This is a genomic window from Comamonas sp. 17RB (assembly GCF_030056555.1).
GTDB classification, from domain to species: domain Bacteria; phylum Pseudomonadota; class Gammaproteobacteria; order Burkholderiales; family Burkholderiaceae_C; genus Comamonas; species Comamonas terrigena.
On record NZ_JASHHY010000003.1, the window covers coordinates 82,460 to 103,058 of the forward strand.

A 20,599-nucleotide genomic window follows, 5' to 3' on the forward strand; every position below is an offset into this window, starting at 1 on the left:
AGGTACTGTCTGGTGCCGGCGGTATCACGTGGTCTGGAAAAATTGGGGAAAGCCCGCCCACACAAGCACACATAAAAAAGCCCGCTAGCTTGCGAAGCGGGCTTGGCGATGTGGGCCGTCTGTCGCGGTAAGGTGTAACGACCAGGCTCAGCAGACCCTCTACACCTTGATAGCACAGAGGCCACTGGCCTGCAGATGTGGATCGTTAGATGGGAGTTTCTTTGGGGTTCGGGCCATATTCATTGGCGCCAGGGGTGCTGTCTTGCAGCGTCCAAACAAGCCAGGCGATGGTCCCGATAAGCGGTACCAGCCATAAGAGCATCCACCAGCCACTGCGCCCTGTGTCATGGAGCCGGCGCACGCCGACAGCGATGGACGGGATCAGCAATCCCCAAAATGCCAGAGACCCGAACAGCCCCACTTCAATATCCGCTTGGTACAGACCCGTCACTCCATCGACAATGGATGAGCACAAGATAATAAGAAGGTAAAAGAGTACGAAATACCAGTACTCAGCACGTTGTGCACGGCCTGAGAAAGTGGAATATTTCTTCAGCGCCTTCAAAAACCAATCCATGCTTACTCCCTGGTGATGTACGTTTTACGGGTGATTTCTTACACAACGGCACTATAACCCGCACAACAAGTCATTATTTTTTCAGCGAGCGCTTGGTGGCATGGGCCGCATGCCATACACCGGCGCCACACACTAAATAAGAGCCGCGAACACGACCCAGCAAACCGCAGGTTTGCGTTGTAGACGAGGCGCGAAGCTGCAGGCAGTACAAAAGTACGACAAAGCGAAGCAACGACGTACCAAGGGTTGTATTAGCAGCTCTGAAGGGTGGCTGGCCTTCCTGTTTACCTTGGGTTCCTTAGCCATTGGCTTTCCCGCCAACCTGTGACAGCAGCTGAACGGTCACCAGCAGTCTTTCATATCTTCCGTGGCCAGTCCTTGCCCTATGCTCGTGGCTTCGCATGTGTGCGCTGATAAATAAGGGAGCGGTGATCCATGTCTGCCAATTCGCCCGATTCCTTAGCCAATATGGATGCCGCAGTCCAGCGGCTGGTGCAGCTGTATGAAACACTGACTCCGGCCGATATTCAGCAGCTGGGTCGTTGCTATGCAGCAGATGCGCACTTCAAGGACCCATTCAACGATGTATCGGGGTTGCCTGCCATCACCCGCATTTTCGAACACATGTTTGAAGCCTTGCTGGATCCCCGTTTCGTGGTCACCCACAAGCTGGTGCAAGGCCAGCAGGCTTTTCTGGCGTGGGAGTTTCATTTTCGGTTTCGACGCTGGCGGCCCGATACCGCGCAATGCATCAACGGCGCCACGTGGCTGAGCTTGGATGCCCAAGGCCGGGTTAGCATGCACCGCGATTACTGGGATACGGCTGAAGAGCTGTATGTGAAATTACCTCTGCTCGGAACCCTGATGCGCTGGCTGCGCACAGCAGGTTCCGCTTCTGGGACCACCATCCATGCTGACCGTTCACCACCTTGATACCTCGCGCTCGCAGCGCATTCTCTGGCTGCTGGAAGAACTGGGAGTGCCTTACGAATTGCGCCTGTACAAGCGGGATCCGCAGACCCGCCTGGCCCCTCCCGAACTCAAGCGTGTGCACCCGCTGGGCAAATCACCGGTGATCACCGATGGCGACACCGTGGTCGCGGAATCCGGCGCCATCATCGAGTACCTGGTGGAGCGCTATGGCAACCAGGCACCTGCAGAGCTGGCGCACCTGGAGCCGTCGCGCGGCACGGCCGAGCACCGCCAGTGCCGCTTCTGGATGCACTATGCCGAGGGCTCGCTGATGAACTGGCTGGTGATGAAACTGGTGTTCGACACCATTCCCCGCCAGCCCATGCCCTTTTTCGTGCGCCCGATTGCACGCGCCCTGTGCGGCAAGGTGCAGCACAAACTGATTGCCCCCAACGTCCAGACCGCGCTGGCCTTCATGAACGAACACCTGGCCAGCCACCCCTGGTTTGCGGGCGAGCATCTGACCATGGCCGACTTCCAGATGAGCTTTGCCGTGGAGGCGGCTTTGGCACGCAGCGGCAACGAGGCCGCGTGGCACCATCTGCTTGCCTACCGCCAGCGCATGCACGCGCGCCCGGCTTACCAGCGGGCTTTGGACAAGGGTGGACCGGTGGTGATGAGCTCCTGAGCCCTCAGCATGCGCTCGGCGGGAGCATGTGCGCCCAGCAGACGCGTAGACACCTGAAAGCAGGTCTGCGCTCTTGGCGTGCAGGCTATGGCGTGGGCACAGGCTGGGGTGTGGGCCCATGCAGGCCAGCCACCAGACCACTCAATTGGCCACTCACTTGACCGTTGCCAGTCCGTCGAATGTGGTGCTTGTCACCCAGTCGATGATCTGGGCATGCGTGTACTGGCCCGACTCCTTGAGCAAGGCCACCACCGGATCGCAGGCCCGCGCGAACAGCGTGTACAGCACCAGCTCGGGGGGTAGCGCCGCCTGCAGCTGGCCGCTGGTCTGGGCCTCGGTGATCCAGATGCTGAGCCGGTTGCTCAGCGCAATCAGCCGATCCATATAAGCGTCGTTGGATTGCAGCGACGCGCTGAGGGTGGAGTTCTGCGCCGGCAGCGAAGGCATCTCCCCTTCCAATTGGGTAAGCATGGCCCAGCGCGTCACGGCCTTGAGCTGGTCCAGCGGGCGTGCGGGCGTGCCTGCTTCCGCCGCCTGGGCGGCCGCTTCGCGCAAACCATCCACAAAGGCCAAGGCACGGTCCAGCACCCCGACCATGGCCGCCCCCGCCAGTTCTTCCTTGGACGTGAACAGCTTGTACAGGCTGGCCTTGGCCATGCCTGCCTCGGCAGCCACTTCGTCCACCGTCATCGCGTCGTAGCCCTTGGTAGCCAGCAGCCGATTGACGGCCGCCACGATGGCCTGTTCGCGCACACGCTGTATCTGCTGTTTGATGGAGGAGCGGCTTGTCATGGGCATATTTTAGACCTCACAGGCCACATCCAATACTAAATAGTGCAAATCTGAAGTCTTTGGTTTATAGTTTGAACTGACTAGTTCACAGTTCGTCCTTAATGGTACAGATGGTACTGAACGAGCAGGAAAGGCACTCCATGCATCGCATTGCTGTCATCGGGTCAGGGGTTGCGGGTCTGGCCGCAGCGTGGCGCTTGGCCAACGCGCCGGGTGGGCATGGCGTGACCCTGCTGGAGGCGGGCAGCCATTTCGGCGGCCATGCCAACACCGTCGACATGACCCTGGATGGGGTGAGCCAGGGCGTGGACACCGGCTTTCTGGTCTTCAACCACCGCACCTACCCGCTGCTGACGCAACTGTTCGAAGAACTGCAGGTGCCCACGACGGCGGCCGAAATGTCGTTTTCCGTGCAGGTGCCGCAGGCCGATGGCAGCGCCGGTCTGGAATGGAGCGGCAGCTCGCTGGGCAGCGTGTTCGCCCAGCGCGGCAATCTGCTGCGCCCGCGCTTTCTGACCATGCTGTCCGAGATCCTGCGCTTCAACCGTCTGGCCACACGCATCGCCCGGGAAGGTGACGAGGTCCGGCTGCACAGCTCCATCGCGGATTTTCTGGACACGCACGGCTTTGGCACCGCCTTCCGGCAGGACTACCTGCTGCCCATGATGGGCAGCATCTGGTCCTGCCCCACCGACCAGATGCTGCGCTTTCCCGTGGCCACGCTGATCCGCTTTTGCCACAACCACGGCCTGGTCCAGGTCACAAACCGGCCGCAGTGGTACACGGTGCGTGGCGGTTCGCGCCAGTATGTGCGGCGCATGCTGGCCGCACTGCAGCACGATGGTCGGCATGCGGCCCGTCTGCATGCACCCGTGCTGGGCCTGCGCCGCGTGCCGCACGGGGTGCTGCTGCAGATGGCGCACGGCACGGAGCAGTTCGACGCCGTGGTGCTGGCCTGCCACAGCGACCAGGCCTTGCAGCTCTTGGGCGCCGATGCCACCCCTCAGGAACGCAGCGTGCTGGGCGCCATCCGCTACCAGCCCAACCAGGCGGTGCTGCACACCGACGCCGGTGTGCTCCCCCGCCGCACAGCGGCCTGGGCCGCCTGGAACTACGAGCGCGCGGCCGATGCGGGGCGCGACCAGACCGGTGTCTGCCTGCACTACCTGCTCAATCGCCTGCAGCCCTTGCCATGGCAACAGCCCGTGGTGGTGTCATTGAACCCGGTGCGCCCCATCGATGACCGCCTGGTGCACGCACGCATCGCCTACAGCCACCCGGTGTTCGATCTGGCCGCCATCGAGGCCCAGGCGCAGGTGGGAGCCCTGCAAGGCCAGCGCCGGATCTGGTTCTGCGGCGCATGGTGCGGCTACGGCTTCCACGAAGATGGCCTGCGTTCGGGCCTGGCCGCGGCCGACGGCCTGCTGCATGCCTTGCAGACTCTGCCGCCCCACCCCGCCATCGAGGGGGCCGCATGAACGCCCGCCCCCTCATTGGTTTTGGCCATGTCTGGCACCGCCGCCTGCGGCCGGTGGAGCATGTCTTTCGCTATCCCAGCTACTTTCTGCTGCTGCCGCTGCGCAGCCTGCGCGCGCAGCCGGATGCCGGGCTGCGGCGCAACCGGCGCGGCTGGCTGAGCTTCCATGACCGCGACCATGGCGAAGGCGGTCCCGATGCACTGGCCTGGTTCGAGCAACTGCTGCATGACCACGGCATTGGGGACGCCGATGGCGAAGTCTGGCTGCACACCTTCCCGCGCGTGCTGGGCTATGTGTTCAAACCCGTGAGCTTCTGGTATGCCCACCGCGCCGATGGTTCGCTCGCCGCCGTGCTGGCCGAGGTCAACAACACCTTTGGCGAACGCCATGCCTATCTGCTGGCGGGTCCGGACCTGGCCTGGGGCCGCGAGCAGGCGGCGCACAAGCAATTCCATGTCTCGCCGTTCTGCGAGGTGCAGGGCGAATACCGCTTCCGTTTCGAGCGCAGCGAGGACCGCACCCTGGCGCGCGTGGACCTGCATGACGAGCAAGGCCCGCTGCTGCAGACCAGCGTGGGCGGCGTACTGCATCCGCTGGATGCGCCCACCGTGCGCCGCGCCTTCTTCGGCACGCCGCTGATGACCCTGGGCGTCATTTTCCGCATCCACTGGCAGGCGCTGCGCCTTTGGGCCAAGCGTGTGCCGTTCCACGGCAAACCCTCCGAGCCCAAGCGCTTCGTCACACGATGAACACCACCACCGCCCCCCTGCTGAGCCCCACCGTCGCCACGCCGGGCCGTGCGCCTGCACGGGCACGCCGTGTGCTGAAGCTGCTGGAACGCCTGCCGCACGGGCAGCTGGACTTGGAGCAGCCCGACGGCCACCTGCTGCGCCTGCCCCGGCCTCGCCCTGCCCCCAGTCCGGGCGACGCGCATTGCGTGCTGCACGACTGGCAGGCGCTGGAGCGCACCCTGCAATCGGGCGATATCGGCCTGGCCGAAGGTTACATCGCCGGCGAATGGGACAGCCCCGACCTGCCAGCCCTGCTGCGGCTGTGCATGACCAACCGCGACCAAGTGCAGCGCCTGGTCTACGGCAGCTGGTGGGGCCGGCTGGGCTACCGCCTGCACCACCTGCTGCAGCGCAATACGCGCGCCGGCAGCGCCCGGAACATCCATGCCCACTACGACCTGGGCAATGACTTCTACCGCCTTTGGCTGGACCCCGGCATGAGCTACAGCGCCGCCTGGTTCGAAGGGCGCACCGGCGATTCGCTGCACCAGGCCGACCTGGAGCAGGCCCAGCAGGCCAAGCTCCGCCGCACGCTGCACGCAGTGGGACTGCAACCCGGCCAGCGCCTGCTGGAAGTCGGCTGCGGCTGGGGCGGGCTGGCCGAGACTGCGGCCCGCGAGTTCGGCGCCCAGGTCACGGGGGTGACGCTGTCGCGCGAGCAACTGGCCTGGGGACAGCACCGCATGCAGCGGTCCGGCCTGACCGATGCCGTGGACCTGCGCTACCAGGACTACCGCGACCTGCCCACCCTGCATGCGGGCCAGCCATTCGACGCCATTGTCTCCATCGAGATGTTCGAAGCCGTGGGCCACGCCTACTGGCGTGGCTACTTCGCCATGCTGCGCGACTGCCTCCGGCCCGGCGGCCTGGCCTGCATCCAGACCATCACGCTGCGCGAAGACCTGTTCGCGCGCTATCTGCGCTCCACCGACTTCATCCAACAGTACATCTTTCCGGGCGGCCTGCTGCCCAGCATTCCTGCTTTCGAACAGGAGGCGCGGCGCGCAGGCCTGGTGGTGGAAGGCCGCATGGCTTTCGGCCACGACTACGCGGAAACGCTGCGGCGCTGGCGCCAGTCCTTCACCGCCCAGATTGATGCCGTGCGCGCCCAGGGCTTTGACGAGCGCTTTGTGCGTCTGTGGAGCTTTTACCTCGCCTACTGCGAGGCGGCTTTTGACACCGGCAACACCGATGTCGTCCAGTTCACGCTGCGCAGGCCGCTGCCATGAAACCCCTCCAGCCCGTTCCACCCCGTGCACACCGCCGCCAGGCCCTGGCCTGGACCGCAGCCTGTGCGCTTGCCCCTTTCCTGATCGCCATGTCCAACGCCACCCACGCCATGACCCCGACCACAGCCCCGGTGGCAGAGCTCCCGACCGAGCTACGCAGCGCCCTGCCTGCCAGCCGCCTGGTGGGCACGGGTGTGCTGCGCTTCTTCGGCCTGCGGGTCTACGAAGCACGGCTGTGGGCTGCGGCCGGATTCGTACCCGAGGACTACGCCCGCCATCCGTTTGCGCTGGAGCTGGTCTATGACCGCAAGCTCGAAGGCGCAGCCATTGCCGAGCGCTCCATCGCCGAAATGCGCCGCGTGGGCAGCTTCACCGAAGCACAGGCCCGGCAGTGGCTGGCCCTTATGCAGCAGGCCTTCCCCGATGTCCAGCCGCAGGACCGGCTGCTGGGCCTGAACGATGGCCAGGGCGAGGTGCGCTTTTTCCACAACGGCCGCCAGACCGCACTGCTGCGCGATGCCGACTACGCGCGCCTGTTCTTCGGCATCTGGCTGGCACCGCAGACCTCGGCGCCCGCCCTGCGCAACGCACTGCTGGGCCTGGGCTGAACGCCGCCGGAGCATGCCATGGCTTTGCACCCCACCACAGCCCCCCTGCTGCCCTGGCGCACAGGGCTGGCCTATGGTGGGTTGGCCGCGCCGCTGGCCTTCGTGTCCCTGCCGCTGTATGTGAACCTGCCCTACCACTACGCCAGCGTGGCGGGCGCGCCGCTGGCGGGCCTGGGTGCCGTGCTGCTGGCCACCCGTGCATTCGACGCCCTGGTGGACCCCGCCATCGGCCGCCAGGCCGACAGGCTGCTGCGCCGGGGCGCGGCTTGCGCCGCGGGCGCAGCGGCTCTGGCGGGCCTGCTGATGGTGCTGGGCTTTGGCGCACTCTGGCACCCGCCATTCGGTGCGCACACGCAGGTGCGGCTGCTGGGCTGGCTGGCCGGCAGCCTGCTGCTGTGCACACTGGCTTACGGCTTCCTCACCATCCTCCACCAGGCCTGGGGCACCCGCTGGGGCGGCGCACCCACATGGCGGGCACGTGTCACCGCCTGGCGCGAAGGTGCCACCCTGGCGGGCGTGCTGCTGGCCAGCGTGCTGCCGTCCTGGCTGGGGCTGGATGCAACCACCGCCGTGCTTGCCCTGGGCCTGGTGCTGGGCCTGGCCGGCCTGTACCGGCTGCAGGCACCCGTGGCACCGCCGCAACCGGCAGACGGCCCGGCGGCCTCCCCCTGGGCGGATGCAAGCTTTCGCAGGCTGCTGGCCATCTTCATGGTCAACGGCGTCGCGGCCGCCATTCCCGCCACCCTGCTGCCCTTTTTTGTGGCCGACAGACTGCAGGCGCCCGCACTGCAGCCCTGGCTGCTGCTGTGCTTTTTTGGTGCGGCGGCCCTGGGCCTGCCGCTGTGGGTGAAGGCCGTCTCCCGCTGGGGCCTGGCGCCCAGCTGGCGTGCGGGCATGCTGGCCAGTGTGCTGGCCTTCGGTGTCACGCCCTGGCTGGACGCGGGCGACGGCATGGCCTTCGCCGTGGTCTGCCTGGCCAGCGGCCTGGCCCTGGGCGCGGACCTGGCCTTGCCGGGCGCCCTGCTCACGGGCGTGATCCACGACGCTGGTGAAGGCGGCCGGGGTGAAGGCCGCTACCTGGGCTGGTGGACCTGTGCCACCAAGCTCAACCTGGCCCTGGCGGCAGGCCTGGCCTTGCCGCTGCTGTCGCTGGCGGGCTACCGCAGCGGCAGCACCGATCCGGCCGGCCTGCAGGCGCTGGCCTGGGCCTATGGCGGGCTGCCCTGCCTGCTCAAGCTGGCGGCAGCGGCGCTGCTCTGGCGCGCCGAGCGACGGCATTCTTCCTGGAGGCACACATGAGCCACACCACCCACTCCACCTCGTTTTCACCGCTGCGGCGCGCCTGCCTGGGGGCCGCATTGGCGCTGTCGGTCGCGGGCTGTGCCGGGCCTTCCGTGCAGGACTACGCCAAGGAACAGCCGCCACTGGACCTGCGCCAGTATTTCAACGGGCCGCTGATGGCGCATGGCATGTTCACGGACCGCTCGGGCAAGGTGGTCAAGCGCTTCACCGTGCGCATGACAGGCCGCTGGAATGGCGACGAGGGCACGCTGGAAGAACACTTTGTCTACAGCGACGGCAGCACACAGCAGCGCGTCTGGCATCTGCGCCACCTGGGCGACGGGCGCTACAGCGGCCGGGCCGATGACGTGGTGGGCGAAGCCCAGGGCCAAAGTGCCGGCAATGCCATCCGCTGGAGCTATGTGCTGGCCCTGCCCGTGGACGGACGGGTCTGGAACGTCACCATGGACGACTGGATGTTCCTGGTGGACGGGCGCACCCTGCTCAACCGCACGGCCATGAGCAAGTTGGGCCTGCACCTGGGCGATGTGACGCTGTCCATCACCAAGGAGTGACTGCCATGCCACTGTTCTCCCACCGGCTGAACCCGCCGTTGCGCGACTGGCAAGGCCGCACCGCGTGGATTCTGGGGGCTTCTTCGGGCATAGGCCGCGCCACGGCCGAAGCACTGCACCAGCAGGGAGCACGCGTGATCGTCTCTGCACGGCAGGGCGATGCGCTTCAGGACTTCGTGCAGGGCCACCCGGGCTGCCTGGCCCTGCCGCTGGACGTGACCGATACCGCCGCCATGACCGCAGCCGCCCAGGCCGTGCAGGCCCATGCAGGCAAGGCACCGGACCTGGTGCTCTACTGCGCAGGCCACTACCGCCCCCTGCGTGCCACGGCGTTCGACCTGGCCGAAATGCAGCACCACCTGGCCGTGAACTACGGCGGCGCGCTGCACCTGCTCGATGCCCTGCTGCCCATGCTGCTGGCCGCCGGGCAGGGGCATCTGGCCTTGGTCGGATCGGTCGCCGGCTACCGCGGGCTGCCCATGTCCCTGGCCTACGGCCCCACCAAGGCAGCGCTCAACAACCTGGCGGAAAACCTTTATCTGGATCTGCACGGCCTGGGCCTGGGGGTGTCCGTCATCAACCCCGGCTTTGTGGATACGCCGCTGACGGCGCAGAACGACTTCAGCATGCCGGCCCTGATCAGTGCCGACGAGGCGGCCCGGCACATGCTGCAGGGCTGGGCGCAGGGGCGCTTCGAGATGAATTTTCCGCGCCGCTTCACCCGCTGGATGCGCCTGCTGCGCTGCCTGCCCGATGGCTGGTACTTCTCGGCCGTGCGCCGCTTCACGGGAACCTGACCTACGGCGGCCTTCCGCGTTCGCACGGGCCAGGCACTGCAGGCGTCCCGCCCCAGCTATCCACCAACTCCGCCCGGCACGCGGGCCTGTGACGGCCTGCGCCATGGCTCGCACATGAAAAAAGCCCGCACCTTGCGGAGCGGGCTTGGTGGCAGCCGCTGGCGGCTCCCAGCGACCGGCCGGCCAGGGCATGCCCTGGGGCCGGCACCGTAAGCTCAGGCCTTGGCCGCCTTGACGGTCTTCACCGCGGGCTTCTTCGCCGCTGCGGCAGGCTTCTTGGCGGCGGGCTTGGCGGCGGGCTTGGCTGCCGCCTTCTTGACCGCAGCCGCCTTCACGGCAGGCTTGGCGGCCGGTTTGGCACCGGCCGTGCGGCTGCGCGGCGCGGCCGCCGGCTTGACTGCGGGTTCTGCCACGCAGTCGGCGTAGTAGCGGATGTTGCCGTTCTCGTCTTCCAGTTCCACCAGACCGTGGATATCGGTCTCGAAGCCCGGGCATTCCTTGGCAAATTCGCGGGCGAACACCAGGTAGTCCACGATCTTCTTGTTAAAGACTTCACCGGGAATCAGCAACGGAATGCCGGGCGGGTACGGCGTGACCAGACCCACGGTGGTGCGGCCCACCAGGTGGTCGATCTCCACGCGCTCGGTCTTGCGCTGGGCAATGTGGGCGTAGGCATCCGAAGGCTTCATCGCCGGCTTCAGATCGGACAGGTACATCTCCGTCGTCAGGCGGGCGATGTCGTACTTGGCGTACAACTCGTGCACGTGCTGGCACAGGTCCTTCAGACCCATGCGTTCGTAGCGGCGGTGCTGCTGCACGAACTCGGGCAGGATGCGCGCCAGCGGCTGGTTGCGGTCGTAATCGTCCTTGAACTGCTGCAGCGCAGTCAGCATGGTGTTCCAGCGGCCCTTGGTAATGCCGATGGTGAACATGATGAAGAAGGAATACAGGCCGGTCTTTTCCACCACCACGCCGTGCTCGGCCAGGTATTTGGTGACGATGGAGGCGGGAATGCCGGTGTCGGCAAAGTCGCCATCCAGATCCAGACCCGGCGTGACGATGGTGGACTTGATCGGGTCCAGCATGTTGAAGCCGTCGGCCAGGTCGCCAAAGCCGTGCCAGTTGTCGAATTCCTTGCCGCTCTTGCCCTTGGCCTTGTGCTTGCGCGAGGCATCGGGGCCGCGGATGATCCAGTCCTGGGCCGAGCCCACGCCTTCTTCGGCCAGGGCTTCAGGGCCCCAGACTTCGAACCACCAGTCGTCGTCACCGAACTCGTCATCCACCTTGCGCATGGCGCGGCGGAAGTCCAGCGCTTCCAGGATGGACTCTTCCACCAGTGCAGTGCCTCCAGGCGGCTCCATCATGGCGGCAGCCACATCGCAGCTGGCGATGATGCTGTACTGCGGGCTGGTCGAGGTGTGCATCAGGTACGCCTCGTTGAACAGCGGGTGGTCCAGCTTTTCGGTCTGGCTGTCCTGCACCAGCACATGCGATGCCTGGCTGATACCGGCCAGCAGCTTGTGGATGGACTGGGTGGCATACACCACGGAGTGCTTGGGACGCGCACGCTTCTTGCCCATGGCGTGGTAGCTGCCATAGAAGGGGTGGAAAGCAGCGTGGGGCAGCCAGGCTTCATCGAAGTGCAGGTTGGCCACATAGCCGTCCAGCATGCCCTTGATGGTTTCGGTGTTGTACAGCACACCGTCGTAGGTGGACTGGGTCAGGGTCAGCACGCGCGGCTTGACGGCCTTGGCATCCACGCCCTTGAGCAACGGGTTGGCCGCAATCTTGGCCTGGATCGACTCCACGCTGAACTCGCTCTGCGGGATCGGTCCGATGATGCCGAAGTGGTTGCGCGTGGGCTTCAGGAACACCGGAATCGCACCCGTCATGATGATGGAGTGCAGGATGGACTTGTGGCAGTTGCGGTCCACCACCACCACATCGCCGGGTGCCACGGTGTGGTGCCAGACGATCTTGTTGGAAGTCGACGTGCCATTGGTCACGAAGTAGCAGTGATCGGCATTGAAGATGCGCGCGGCATTGCGCTCGGACTCGCCGATGGCACCGTTGTGGTCCAGCAGCTGGCCCAGTTCTTCCACGGCATTGCAGACGTCGGCGCGCAGCATGTTCTCACCGTAGAACTGGTGGTACATCTGGCCCACGGGGCTCTTCAGGAACGCCACGCCACCCGAGTGACCGGGGCAGTGCCAGCTGTACGAACCGTCTTCGGCGTAGTCCAGCAGCGCCTTGAAGAACGGCGGCTGCACGCTTTCCAGGTAGCTCTTGGCTTCGCGGATGATGTGCTTGGCCACGAATTCGGGGGTGTCCTCGAACATGTGGATGAAACCGTGCAGCTCGCGCAGGATGTCGTTGGGCAGGTGGCGGCTGGTCTTGGTCTCGCCGTAGATGTAGATCGGCACCTCTTCATTCTTGCGGCGCACTTCACCAATGAAGTTGCGCAGGCTGTGAATGATGGGGTCCTTGTCGCTGCCCAGCGTGAACTCTTCATCGTCGATCGACAGAATGAAGGCGCTTGCCCGGCTTTGCTGCTGCGCGAACTGGCTCAGGTCGCCGTAGCTGGTAACGCCCAGCACCTCGAAGCCCTCTTCCTCGATCGCATGCGCCAGGGCGCGGATACCCAGACCCGAGGTGTTCTCGGAACGATAGTCCTCGTCGATGATGACGATGGGAAAACGAAATTTCATGCGCAGCCCCGTGCAACCGGGCCTCATAAATAACGAAACAGGCGCGAAGTGTAAGTAATATCGAGGGCATTCCCTGCGGTTTGCCCGCAATTCATGGCAAAACGGGGTTTTGTTACCAACATACTGCGCCGCACGACGGCGCCGAAAGGACTGCAGACAATGGAGGCAAGCACCTGGTGGTGGATTCTGGCGGGCATGGCCGTAGTGGCCGAACTGCTGACGGGCACCATTTATCTGCTGATGATCTGCCTGGGCCTGGCCTCAGGCGCCGTGGCGGCCCACCTGGGTCTGAGCATGCCACTGCAAATCGTGGTCGCTGCCGTGGTGGGCGTGTTGTGCGTGGTGGTGGCCCGCCGCGTGCGCCGCGCCCGCAGCTCGGGCCTGCCGGCCTCGGCCGATCCGGCCATGAACCTGGACATTGGCGAAACCGTCACCGTCCACCAATGGGAAGCCGATGGCACCGCCCGCGTCGCCTACCGGGGTGCGCAATGGACGGCCGTGCTGCGCGCCGGCTCCATGCCGGCCCCCGGCCAGTACCGCGTGGTGGAGCTGCAAGGCAACCGTCTGGTGGTGGACAAGGCCTGATCCAGGCCCGGCCACCATCGGGCTTTGGGGCCTTTGTGCCCCTTGCGCTCACAATCTGATCCCAATCGGCTGCCCACCCAGCGCTGCTGCAGCGCAGGCAGTCCCCGTTTTCGCAACTCCCCTTTCATGCTGAAGGAGCATCCATGGAAATTGCCATCGTCCTGTTCGTCATCGCCATCATCTTTGTGGCGCAATCCGTCAAGGTCGTCCCCCAGCAGCACGCCTGGGTCAAGGAACGCCTGGGCAAGTACGCCGGCACCCTCACGCCCGGCCTGAACTTTCTGGTGCCCTTCGTGGACCGCGTGGCCTACAAGCACAGCCTCAAGGAAATCCCGCTGGATGTGCCCAGCCAGGTCTGCATCACGCGCGACAACACCCAGCTGCAGGTCGACGGTATCCTGTACTTCCAGGTGACCGACCCCATGCGCGCCAGCTATGGCTCGTCCAACTACATCATGGCCGTGACCCAGCTGGCCCAGACCTCGCTGCGCAGCGTGATCGGTAAGCTGGAGCTGGACAAGACCTTCGAAGAGCGCGACATGATCAACGCCCAGGTGGTGTCCGCCATTGACGAGGCCGCGTTGAACTGGGGCGTGAAGGTGCTGCGCTACGAGATCAAGGATCTGACGCCGCCCGCTGAAATCCTGCGCTCCATGCAGGCCCAGATCACCGCCGAACGTGAAAAGCGCGCGCTGATCGCCGCCTCCGAAGGCCGCCGCCAGGAACAGATCAACATCGCTACCGGCGAACGCGAAGCCTTCATCGCACGCTCCGAAGGTGAGAAGCAGGCCGTCATCAACAAGGCCCAGGGTGAGGCCGAATCCATCAAGGCCGTGGCCGAAGCCACTGCGACCGCCATCGAACGCGTGGCCACTGCCATCCGCCAGCCCGGCGGCGAACAGGCCGTGCAGCTGAAGGTGGCAGAAAAGGCCGTGGAAGCCTACAGCCAGGTGGCCGCGGATTCCAACACCACCCTGGTGGTGCCCAGCAACATGACCGAAGTCTCGGGCCTGATCACCTCCGCCATGAAGATGGTGCAGGTCGGCAAGAGCGTCTGATTTCCGGCCCCGCTCCCGCGTGCCTGCACAAAAAAACAGGCACTTCGCCGGGAGCGGCGGAATTTCAGGCTAGAATTGCGGCTTCATCACACGGAGCGGTGGATGAGTGGTTTAAGTCGCACGCCTGGAAAGCGTGTGTGGGTTAATAGCCCACCGCGGGTTCGAATCCCGCCTGCTCCGCCAAATGAATTTTCAAAACCAAGCTGCCAGTAGAGCTTGGTTTTTTGTTTCCCTCCCGGGAAACAACGCCGGTTATCAATGTGGAGCGGTGGATGAGTGGTTTAAGTCGCACGCCTGGAAAGCGTGTGTGGGTTAATAGCCCACCGCGGGTTCGAATCCCGCCTGCTCCGCCACATTGAACCCCAAGCCCCAGTTACGCAAGTAGCTGGGGCTTTTCTCATTGTCCCGCGCCCTCTCAACAAGAGCGTCGCCGCGCCACAACCCATGCTGCGCCCAGATGCAGCCATTGCCCAGGCAGCAGCAGATTTCACCGCCCTGCCCCATTCTCCTCATCGTTTGCTGCACAATCGGAAGCACGCCAGCCAGCAGGAACAAGCCCTACAGCAAGCCACAACACCGCCCTCTCGCACACAACCGGCTCCGGCCATCTGGCCGCCACAGTGTGTGCCAACCCAACTGCGCAGATCCATCCATGAAAATTCTCACCCGCTTCTCGACCCTCGCTGCAGGTGCTGGCATAGGCGTGCTAGCAGCCGGCATTGCAGGCGACCGCCCTGGGCTGTGGCTGCCCGGCACATCGCTGTTCTGCGTGGGCATCGTCCTGTTCGGGGCATCCAAGCTGATGCGCAAGCCCGCCAAGGAGCAGTGATCCACAGGCAACGGAGCAGCAGCCTACCCGTTGCTCCGCGCCGCTGAAGGCTCGGCGCCAGCGACGGGAGCGGCTCGCCATGGACCTCCCACCTGCAGACGCCCCCGGCGCAAAGGCATAGTGCGCGGGTTCAGGCCCCGCCCTTCTCACTGTCCATTCCGGCCTGCTCCCATTCCGGCACGCCCCCCACCAGGCGCTGGGCCTGGTAGCCGTGGCTGACCAGCAGCTCCACCGCCTGCGTGGAAGAGATGCAGTAGGGATCGCGGCAGTAGGCCACGATGTCCGTCTTGGGCAATTTCCGCATACGCGACTGCAGCTTGGCAATGGGAATGTTCACCGAGCCCGGGATATGGGCCTGTGCAAACTCGGCCTCGGACCGCACATCCACCAGCGTGATGTTCTGCTCTGCCATTCTGCGGCGCAGCTCGGCCACCGTGATGGCCTCCAGCTTGAGCGGCTGGAAATCCAGCGCCAGCGTCTGCTGCAGCGCTCTGCGCTGAAACTCCGCATAGTTGCGCAAGGCCGCCAGCACTTCGGTCAAAGGGCCTGCGCCCAGTCGGTAGAGCATCTGCTTGCCCTGCCTGCGTGCCGTCACAAAACCGCCGCGCTTGAGCGTCTGCAGGTGTTGCGAAGCATTGGCAACGCTCAGTTGCGCAAGCTCCGCCAGCCGCTCCACCGCCATCTCCCCCTGTGACAGCTGCTCCAGCAGCACCAGCCGCTGCGGGTTGCCCAGTGTCTTGGCAATGTCCGCGAACTGCGCCAGCACGCTTGGCCCGACAGGTGATAGGTGATTGTCCATGCCCCAAAGATAGCACTCCACTATCATTCAATTGTTTAATTGAATGTTTAATCCATTGAGAGGATACGCCATGGAAATCATTTGGGCCCACGGTGCCGCAGCGCTGTGGATGTGCGTGGTCATCGCGGTAGCTGCCGCCAGCATTTCCTACACCATCACCATGACGGAGCTGTTTGCACCACTACGTTCCTGGAGCCAGAAGCTGGGCCACATGGTGGGCTACCTGTTCACCTGCTTCTATTGCATGAGCCACTGGGTCGTCATCGCGGCCGTGCTGGTCTACCAGCCCCGCCTGATACACAGCAACCTGCTGGCCGTCGACCTCATCGTGTCGATCTTCTTCACCATCACGATCGCCGCCCTGGTGTGCGGCCTGCTGTTCAGGGTCTTTCTGAGCGCCATGGCGATGAAGCTCAAGCAAAAAGAAATGGCCGCGGTCATGCACAAATAGCGCCGTGCCGCCTTGGTGGCCGGATTCCGGTTTCTGCGTTCTACTCTCTGCCATCAGGATCGCCAGGCCACATCCACCATTGCTGCGCAGAGGCTCGCCCACATGAACCGGAATCCCATCCCCGCCATCGCTCTGGCAGCCCTGCTGGGTCTGCCCATGCTCTCCAGCGCCGCGCCCAGCGTACAGGTGGGCTTCTCACCCGAGGGCTCGGCCCGGCAACTGGTGCTGGACACCATCACCAGTGCCCGGACCAGCATCCAGATCCTCGCCTATGCCTTCCAGGCGCCGGACATTGCCCAGGCCCTGGTCGATGCCCGGCAACGCGGCGTGCAGGTGCGCATCGTGGTGGACAAGAAACGCAACACCGGCAAAGCCAGCCAGGCCGCAATGGACCTGGTGGTGCGCAACGGCATTGAACTGCGCACCAACGACCGCTTTCACATCCACCACGACAAGGCCATGATCGTGGACAGTGATGCCGTGGAAACCGGCTCCTTCAACTACGCCCCATCGGCCGAGACCGCCAACTCGGAAAACGTGGTGGTGATTCGCGGCATGCCGGAAGTGACCCGGCAGTACCTCCAGCACTGGCAGTCCCGCTGGGAGCTGGGGGTTCCCTACCCGGTGCGCTGACGACGCTGGCCGCCACGCCACACGACGCGGCCCGTGGCCCGTGGCCCGTGCCCCGTGGTCTGGGGCATCCGGTAACCGAACCGGACGACTGTTTCAGCAGTGGCTCCTGCCTGCGCTGAGGAGACCATGGCGTACTTCCACCGCGTTCACAACAACGCCAGTTCTGAAAATAAGACCCATCCCAGTACACCGGGGTGCTTCTCGCTCAAGAGTCCAACCCGAACACAGGCAGTGGACACCACACGCAATACCGGCAAAGCCAGCCGGATCGCAACGGACCTGATGGGACGCAACGGCATGGGACGGCGAAACGCCAACCGTTGTCACTTTCACCACGACAAGTACCGCCAGAGATATGAAAAAGATTTCATTTTTCACATCTCTCAAGTTTTCTCGTGCATTTCCGAGAACAAGGGTAGTTGTGCATCTTGTTTCACCACCTGTTGAGTGCCTCGGATTCCGTATGTTCCATACCCTTCGTTCAAAAATCCTGGCCATCAGCACGGCCACCGTGGTGGGCGCACTGGCGATCACCGGTGCTGCCAGCTACACCATCGCCCGCACCAGCAGTTTCCAGACGCTGGCACAGGACCTCAATGCCGTCACAGCAGGCAACACCATGGCCGTCGACCAGTGGGTGGCCGCCAAGGCGCAAGCCGTAACCGCCGCTGCAGCCGCCATCGAACACGGTGACCCACGCGACCTGGCGGCCCACATGGGCCAGGCCAGCGGTTTCCCCATTACCACCGTGGGCTGGGAAGACAAGAGCTTCAAGTCCACCACCCAGACCGCCGCTGACTACGACCCTACAGCCCGGCCCTGGTACAAGGCCGCCGTACAGGCCGGCAAGCTGACGGTGACCAAGCCTTATGGCGACTCCAGCACCGGCATACCCTATGTGGCCTTTGTGGCTCCGTTGCAGGCCACCGGTGTGCGCGGCGTGCTCAGCGGCGCCGTGCCCCTGGATGGCGTACGCGCCGTGGTTGCAGCCATCCGCCCCACGCCCAGCAGCAGCGGCTGGGTGGTCAACACCGAAGGCATGATCCTGGCGCATGCCAACGCGGAGTACGCACTCAAGCCTGCCACCTCGCTCTCTACCGAGCTGACGCCTGCAGCGCTGGCTGCGCTGGCCAGCGCCCAGGCGCCCATGCGGTTGGACCTGGGCGGTCGCCCCCAGTTGCTCAAGGCCCAGACGGTGGCCGGAACCGACTGGCTGCTGGTGGTTGCCCTGGACGAGGCGGAAGCCACGGCCGGCCTGTCCAGCCTGTTGCATACCCTGATCGCCGCCATCGTGATCCTGGCCCTGTTGGCCGCCGCGGTGGCTGCCGCGCTCACAGCGACATCGTTCCGCCGCCTGTCTCAGGTGCGCGACGCCATGAACCGGATCGGCTCGGGCGGCGGTGACCTTACCCAGCGCCTGCCCGTGATCGGCCGGGACGAGGTGGCACAGATTGCCGTGGCCTTCAACAGCTTTGTGCAGCAGATCGGCGTCGTGCTGCAGGACGTGCGCAATCGCGTGGACTCCATGACCACTGCCACCGACGAGATCAAGGCCGGCAACGTGGACCTGTCCACCCGCACCGAGGACTCGGCCAGCAGCCTGCAGGAAACCTCGGCCGCCCTCTCCCAGCTCACGGTCCATGTGCGCCAGTCGGCCGATGCCGCAGCACAGGCCACGCGCCTGGCCGATGCCGCCAGTGAATCGGCCAACCGTGGCGGCGCCACCGTCAGCAGTGCGGTCGCCACCATGGATGAGATCGCCCAGTCCTCCACCCGCATTGGCGAAATCATCAACGTGATCGATGCCATTGCCTTCCAGACCAACATCCTGGCACTCAACGCCGCCGTCGAGGCCGCCCGTGCAGGCGAGCAGGGCCGCGGTTTTGCCGTGGTCGCCAGCGAGGTTCGCTCCCTCGCCCACCGCAGTGCCACCGCCGCCAAGGAGATCAAGGCCTTGATTGACGCCTCCGGTGCCAGCGTACGCACAGGCACGGAGCGCGTGCGCGCCTCGGGCGCCACCATGGGCGAGATCGTGGACAGCATCCAGCGGGTGGCCCGCATCATCAACGAGATCCACGGCTCCATGGCAGAGCAGAGCACGGGCATTGATCAGATCAACCAGGCCGTGGCAGAAATGGATCGATCCACCCAGCAAAATGCCGCCCTGGTCGAGCAGTCCACGGCTGCCTCGGGCGTGCTCAACGAACAGGCCCACCACTTGTCCGATGCGGTGAGCCGGTTCACGCTGTCCACAGAGGATTCCAGCCAATCCTCCAAGCTCCTGCAGCTGTCTCGATAACCTAGTCTGCCGCGTGCCGATCGAAGCCGCACATGTCGGCATCGAAGGCCGGGCAGCAGGCGCTGGTAGCGAAAACGGAAGTGCTGCGGCGCCTGAAACACAGCTGCACCGCATGACCGGAGCCTGACAGCAGAGAAAGGCCGCTGCGCACCTTGCCAAGCAGTACGTGTGAAGTACACCTTCACAAGGTGCACCTCACTCATGCGGTGCGTCATGGCCGCAGATGCTCCAGTCTCGCGCCGAGAGCGCTCAGCAAACGAGTCAGAGATTCCATCCACACATCGGAGCCATTTATGGCGCGGCAAGGCGAGCGGCTCGTGCCCACTCGCGTTGCATGGCCGCCATCCGTTACTCGCTTTCGATTCCGGTGAAGCCCGCCTCGGGGTAGCGTTCACCAGCCACGCGCCCTGGTGCGAACATCTCGTCGAGTTCTTGAATTTGCTTGGAGGTGAGCGTCACGCTGGAAGCGCTGACATTGCTCTCCAGATAGCTCACCCGTCGCGTACCAGGAATTGGAATGACGTTCTGGTGCTTGTTCAAAATCCACGCCAGGGCAACTTGGGAGTTTTTCAGCCCGTAGCGTGAAGCAAACGCCGTCAGCTCGCTGACGAGTTGCTGGTTCTGCGCCCCAGCATCGCCGTTGAATTTCGGGTTGGAACGCCTGAAATCATTGGGCGCCAGTGCGTCCACATTGACTGGTCCGGCGAGAAAAGAGCGGCCAAGCGGGCTATAGGCAACAAAGGTCGTTCCTAGCTCGGCGCAAGTGTCCAGCATCGCGTGCTCAGGCTCTCGGCTCCAGAGAGAGTATTCGCTCTGAACTGCTGCAATGGGGTGGATGGCATGGGCCCGCCTGAGCGTTTGCGGGGAAACTTCTGACAGGCCGATTGCAGCAACCTTTCCTGCGGCGACCAGGGCGGCCATGGAAGACACGACTTCCTCAATGGGAACAGAGAGGTCTCGCCGATGGCAGTAGTACAAGTCGATTCTTTCGACGCCGAGCCGCTTCAGCGACGCTTCACAGGCCTGCCGAATGTATGCAGGCGAGTTGTCGATGCGGCGCTCATACTTCCCTTCTGAGCGAACAATGCCGAATTTGGTGGCAAGCACTATGTTGTCGCGCTCAGCTTTGCCAATGTGAGCGACAAACTGACCGAGGAGCTGTTCGTTGCGGCCAAAGCCGTAGGTGTCTGCGGTGTCGAAGTGGGTGACGCCGACCTCCAGTGCTCGCGCCAGGACTCGCAGCGAATCTGCGTCGTTGCTTTTTCCATAGAACTCGCTCATTCCCATGCAGCCCAGGCCTATGGCTGAAGAGAGCTTTCCGTTGTCTCCCAGTTTGCGCTGCTCCATCGCTATGCACTCCTCTGAATGGCTGGGGGTGGCCTATCTCCAGGTAGACGGCCGCCCATGCATGCTACAGGTACGCGGCCCCGCCAAGTGGCGACGCTGGGCCATCCGCCCCGCGCAGACAAAGCACCACAGCACAGAGCCGCCAGGAAGCTTGCCAGGCAT

General features: G+C 64.4%; 20 protein-coding genes and 2 tRNA genes. 17 read left to right on the plus strand and 5 right to left on the minus strand.

Annotated features, from left to right (window positions below):
• Window positions 1–205: 205 nt before the first annotated feature.
• Window positions 206–577 carry a DUF805 domain-containing protein gene (locus tag QM470_RS06640; protein ID WP_283338643.1) on the minus strand — a complete coding sequence of 124 codons (372 nt, stop codon included), beginning with the start codon at window positions 575–577 and terminating at the stop codon, window positions 206–208.
• A gap of 435 nt (window positions 578–1,012) precedes the next feature.
• Between QM470_RS06640 and QM470_RS06645 the strand changes: the two genes are divergently transcribed.
• Entirely contained in the window at window positions 1,013–1,510 is a 498-nt protein-coding gene (locus tag QM470_RS06645) for a nuclear transport factor 2 family protein (RefSeq protein WP_283338644.1), read from the plus strand.
• Complete coding sequence (locus QM470_RS06650) at window positions 1,488–2,177, plus strand: glutathione S-transferase family protein (protein WP_283338645.1); 690 nt, start codon at window positions 1,488–1,490, stop codon at window positions 2,175–2,177. The genes QM470_RS06645 and QM470_RS06650 overlap by 23 nt, the downstream gene beginning before the upstream one ends.
• Before the next feature lie 153 nt (window positions 2,178–2,330).
• Here the strand turns inward: QM470_RS06650 and QM470_RS06655 are convergent, their stop codons facing one another.
• Complete coding sequence (locus QM470_RS06655; RefSeq protein ID WP_283338646.1) at window positions 2,331–2,969, minus strand: TetR/AcrR family transcriptional regulator; 639 nt, start codon at window positions 2,967–2,969, stop codon at window positions 2,331–2,333.
• A gap of 140 nt (window positions 2,970–3,109) precedes the next feature.
• Here QM470_RS06655 and QM470_RS06660 point away from each other — a divergent pair, with 140 nt between their 5' ends.
• The 7 genes from QM470_RS06660 to QM470_RS06690 are packed head-to-tail and all read left to right on the plus strand — an operon-like array spanning window position 3,110 to window position 9,728.
• Window positions 3,110–4,447: an NAD(P)/FAD-dependent oxidoreductase gene (locus QM470_RS06660; RefSeq protein WP_283338647.1), complete on the plus strand. Its 1,338-nt coding sequence runs from the start codon at window positions 3,110–3,112 to the stop codon at window positions 4,445–4,447.
• A complete protein-coding gene (locus QM470_RS06665; protein ID WP_283338648.1) occupies window positions 4,444–5,196 on the plus strand; it encodes a DUF1365 domain-containing protein in 753 nt (250 codons plus the stop codon). The genes QM470_RS06660 and QM470_RS06665 overlap by 4 nt, the downstream gene beginning before the upstream one ends.
• Window positions 5,193–6,467 (plus strand): SAM-dependent methyltransferase, encoded by a 1,275-nt coding sequence (locus QM470_RS06670; protein ID WP_283338649.1) that lies wholly within the window; start codon window positions 5,193–5,195, stop codon window positions 6,465–6,467. The genes QM470_RS06665 and QM470_RS06670 overlap by 4 nt, the downstream gene beginning before the upstream one ends.
• Window positions 6,464–7,075: a chalcone isomerase family protein gene (locus QM470_RS06675; RefSeq protein WP_283338650.1), complete on the plus strand. Its 612-nt coding sequence runs from the start codon at window positions 6,464–6,466 to the stop codon at window positions 7,073–7,075. Before QM470_RS06670 ends, QM470_RS06675 begins: the two co-directional genes overlap by 4 nt.
• An 18-nt stretch (window positions 7,076–7,093) precedes the next feature.
• On the plus strand, window positions 7,094–8,374 hold the full coding sequence (locus QM470_RS06680; protein ID WP_283338651.1) for an MFS transporter: 1,281 nt from the start codon (window positions 7,094–7,096) through the stop codon (window positions 8,372–8,374).
• Window positions 8,371–8,931 (plus strand): DUF3833 domain-containing protein, encoded by a 561-nt coding sequence (locus tag QM470_RS06685; protein ID WP_283338652.1) that lies wholly within the window; start codon window positions 8,371–8,373, stop codon window positions 8,929–8,931. Before QM470_RS06680 ends, QM470_RS06685 begins: the two co-directional genes overlap by 4 nt.
• A 5-nt stretch (window positions 8,932–8,936) precedes the next feature.
• A complete protein-coding gene (locus QM470_RS06690) occupies window positions 8,937–9,728 on the plus strand; it encodes an SDR family NAD(P)-dependent oxidoreductase (protein WP_283338653.1) in 792 nt (263 codons plus the stop codon).
• 215 nt (window positions 9,729–9,943) lie between these two features.
• Here the strand turns inward: QM470_RS06690 and QM470_RS06695 are convergent, their stop codons facing one another.
• Complete coding sequence (locus tag QM470_RS06695) at window positions 9,944–12,436, minus strand: arginine/lysine/ornithine decarboxylase (RefSeq protein WP_283338654.1); 2,493 nt, start codon at window positions 12,434–12,436, stop codon at window positions 9,944–9,946.
• Between the two features lie 159 nt (window positions 12,437–12,595).
• Between QM470_RS06695 and QM470_RS06700 the strand changes: the two genes are divergently transcribed.
• From QM470_RS06700 to QM470_RS06720, 5 genes are all read left to right on the plus strand, one after another.
• Entirely contained in the window at window positions 12,596–13,021 is a 426-nt protein-coding gene (locus QM470_RS06700) for an NfeD family protein (protein ID WP_283338655.1), read from the plus strand.
• A gap of 143 nt (window positions 13,022–13,164) precedes the next feature.
• A complete protein-coding gene (locus tag QM470_RS06705; protein WP_066535114.1) occupies window positions 13,165–14,079 on the plus strand; it encodes an SPFH domain-containing protein in 915 nt (304 codons plus the stop codon).
• A gap of 92 nt (window positions 14,080–14,171) precedes the next feature.
• Window positions 14,172–14,262 (plus strand) — tRNA-Ser (locus tag QM470_RS06710).
• A gap of 79 nt (window positions 14,263–14,341) precedes the next feature.
• A tRNA-Ser gene (locus QM470_RS06715) sits at window positions 14,342–14,432 on the plus strand.
• Window positions 14,433–14,731: 299 nt separating this feature from the next.
• Window positions 14,732–14,908, plus strand: a complete 177-nt coding sequence (locus tag QM470_RS06720; RefSeq protein WP_283338656.1) for a hypothetical protein — start codon at window positions 14,732–14,734, stop codon at window positions 14,906–14,908.
• Between the two features lie 130 nt (window positions 14,909–15,038).
• On the opposite strand, the gene QM470_RS06725 is transcribed toward QM470_RS06720, so the two are convergent.
• Window positions 15,039–15,707: an ArsR/SmtB family transcription factor gene (locus QM470_RS06725; RefSeq protein WP_283338657.1), complete on the minus strand. Its 669-nt coding sequence runs from the start codon at window positions 15,705–15,707 to the stop codon at window positions 15,039–15,041.
• 70 nt (window positions 15,708–15,777) lie between these two features.
• On the opposite strand from QM470_RS06725, the gene QM470_RS06730 reads away from it, so the two are divergent.
• From QM470_RS06730 to QM470_RS06740, 3 genes are all read left to right on the plus strand, one after another.
• The gene (locus QM470_RS06730) at window positions 15,778–16,158 is read left to right on the plus strand and encodes a DUF1360 domain-containing protein (protein WP_283338658.1); all 381 of its coding nucleotides are present in this window, start codon (window positions 15,778–15,780) and stop codon (window positions 16,156–16,158) included.
• Window positions 16,159–16,260: 102 nt separating this feature from the next.
• The gene (locus QM470_RS06735; protein ID WP_283338659.1) at window positions 16,261–16,791 is read left to right on the plus strand and encodes a phospholipase D family nuclease; all 531 of its coding nucleotides are present in this window, start codon (window positions 16,261–16,263) and stop codon (window positions 16,789–16,791) included.
• A gap of 463 nt (window positions 16,792–17,254) precedes the next feature.
• Window positions 17,255–19,090, plus strand: coding sequence for a methyl-accepting chemotaxis protein (locus QM470_RS06740; RefSeq protein ID WP_283338660.1), 1,836 nt, complete (start codon window positions 17,255–17,257; stop codon window positions 19,088–19,090).
• Between the two features lie 348 nt (window positions 19,091–19,438).
• Here the strand turns inward: QM470_RS06740 and QM470_RS06745 are convergent, their stop codons facing one another.
• A complete protein-coding gene (locus QM470_RS06745) occupies window positions 19,439–20,437 on the minus strand; it encodes an aldo/keto reductase (protein ID WP_283338661.1) in 999 nt (332 codons plus the stop codon).
• Window positions 20,438–20,599: the final 162 nt, after the last annotated feature.

What these genes read in the sequence shown, in the direction of transcription:
- QM470_RS06640 (WP_283338643.1), bottom strand. Translation starts at nt 577, where the DNA reads ATGGATTGGTTTTTGAAGGCGCTGAAGAAATATTCCACTTTCTCAGGC.
- QM470_RS06645 (WP_283338644.1), top strand. Translation starts at nt 1,013, where the DNA reads ATGTCTGCCAATTCGCCCGATTCCTTAGCCAATATGGATGCCGCAGTC.
- QM470_RS06650 (WP_283338645.1), top strand. Translation starts at nt 1,488, where the DNA reads ATGCTGACCGTTCACCACCTTGATACCTCGCGCTCGCAGCGCATTCTC.
- QM470_RS06655 (WP_283338646.1), bottom strand. Translation starts at nt 2,969, where the DNA reads ATGACAAGCCGCTCCTCCATCAAACAGCAGATACAGCGTGTGCGCGAA.
- QM470_RS06660 (WP_283338647.1), top strand. Translation starts at nt 3,110, where the DNA reads ATGCATCGCATTGCTGTCATCGGGTCAGGGGTTGCGGGTCTGGCCGCA.
- QM470_RS06665 (WP_283338648.1), top strand. Translation starts at nt 4,444, where the DNA reads ATGAACGCCCGCCCCCTCATTGGTTTTGGCCATGTCTGGCACCGCCGC.
- QM470_RS06670 (WP_283338649.1), top strand. Translation starts at nt 5,193, where the DNA reads ATGAACACCACCACCGCCCCCCTGCTGAGCCCCACCGTCGCCACGCCG.
- QM470_RS06675 (WP_283338650.1), top strand. Translation starts at nt 6,464, where the DNA reads ATGAAACCCCTCCAGCCCGTTCCACCCCGTGCACACCGCCGCCAGGCC.
- QM470_RS06680 (WP_283338651.1), top strand. Translation starts at nt 7,094, where the DNA reads ATGGCTTTGCACCCCACCACAGCCCCCCTGCTGCCCTGGCGCACAGGG.
- QM470_RS06685 (WP_283338652.1), top strand. Translation starts at nt 8,371, where the DNA reads ATGAGCCACACCACCCACTCCACCTCGTTTTCACCGCTGCGGCGCGCC.
- QM470_RS06690 (WP_283338653.1), top strand. Translation starts at nt 8,937, where the DNA reads ATGCCACTGTTCTCCCACCGGCTGAACCCGCCGTTGCGCGACTGGCAA.
- QM470_RS06695 (WP_283338654.1), bottom strand. Translation starts at nt 12,436, where the DNA reads ATGAAATTTCGTTTTCCCATCGTCATCATCGACGAGGACTATCGTTCC.
- QM470_RS06700 (WP_283338655.1), top strand. Translation starts at nt 12,596, where the DNA reads ATGGAGGCAAGCACCTGGTGGTGGATTCTGGCGGGCATGGCCGTAGTG.
- QM470_RS06705 (WP_066535114.1), top strand. Translation starts at nt 13,165, where the DNA reads ATGGAAATTGCCATCGTCCTGTTCGTCATCGCCATCATCTTTGTGGCG.
- QM470_RS06720 (WP_283338656.1), top strand. Translation starts at nt 14,732, where the DNA reads ATGAAAATTCTCACCCGCTTCTCGACCCTCGCTGCAGGTGCTGGCATA.
- QM470_RS06725 (WP_283338657.1), bottom strand. Translation starts at nt 15,707, where the DNA reads ATGGACAATCACCTATCACCTGTCGGGCCAAGCGTGCTGGCGCAGTTC.
- QM470_RS06730 (WP_283338658.1), top strand. Translation starts at nt 15,778, where the DNA reads ATGGAAATCATTTGGGCCCACGGTGCCGCAGCGCTGTGGATGTGCGTG.
- QM470_RS06735 (WP_283338659.1), top strand. Translation starts at nt 16,261, where the DNA reads ATGAACCGGAATCCCATCCCCGCCATCGCTCTGGCAGCCCTGCTGGGT.
- QM470_RS06740 (WP_283338660.1), top strand. Translation starts at nt 17,255, where the DNA reads ATGTTCCATACCCTTCGTTCAAAAATCCTGGCCATCAGCACGGCCACC.
- QM470_RS06745 (WP_283338661.1), bottom strand. Translation starts at nt 20,437, where the DNA reads ATGGAGCAGCGCAAACTGGGAGACAACGGAAAGCTCTCTTCAGCCATA.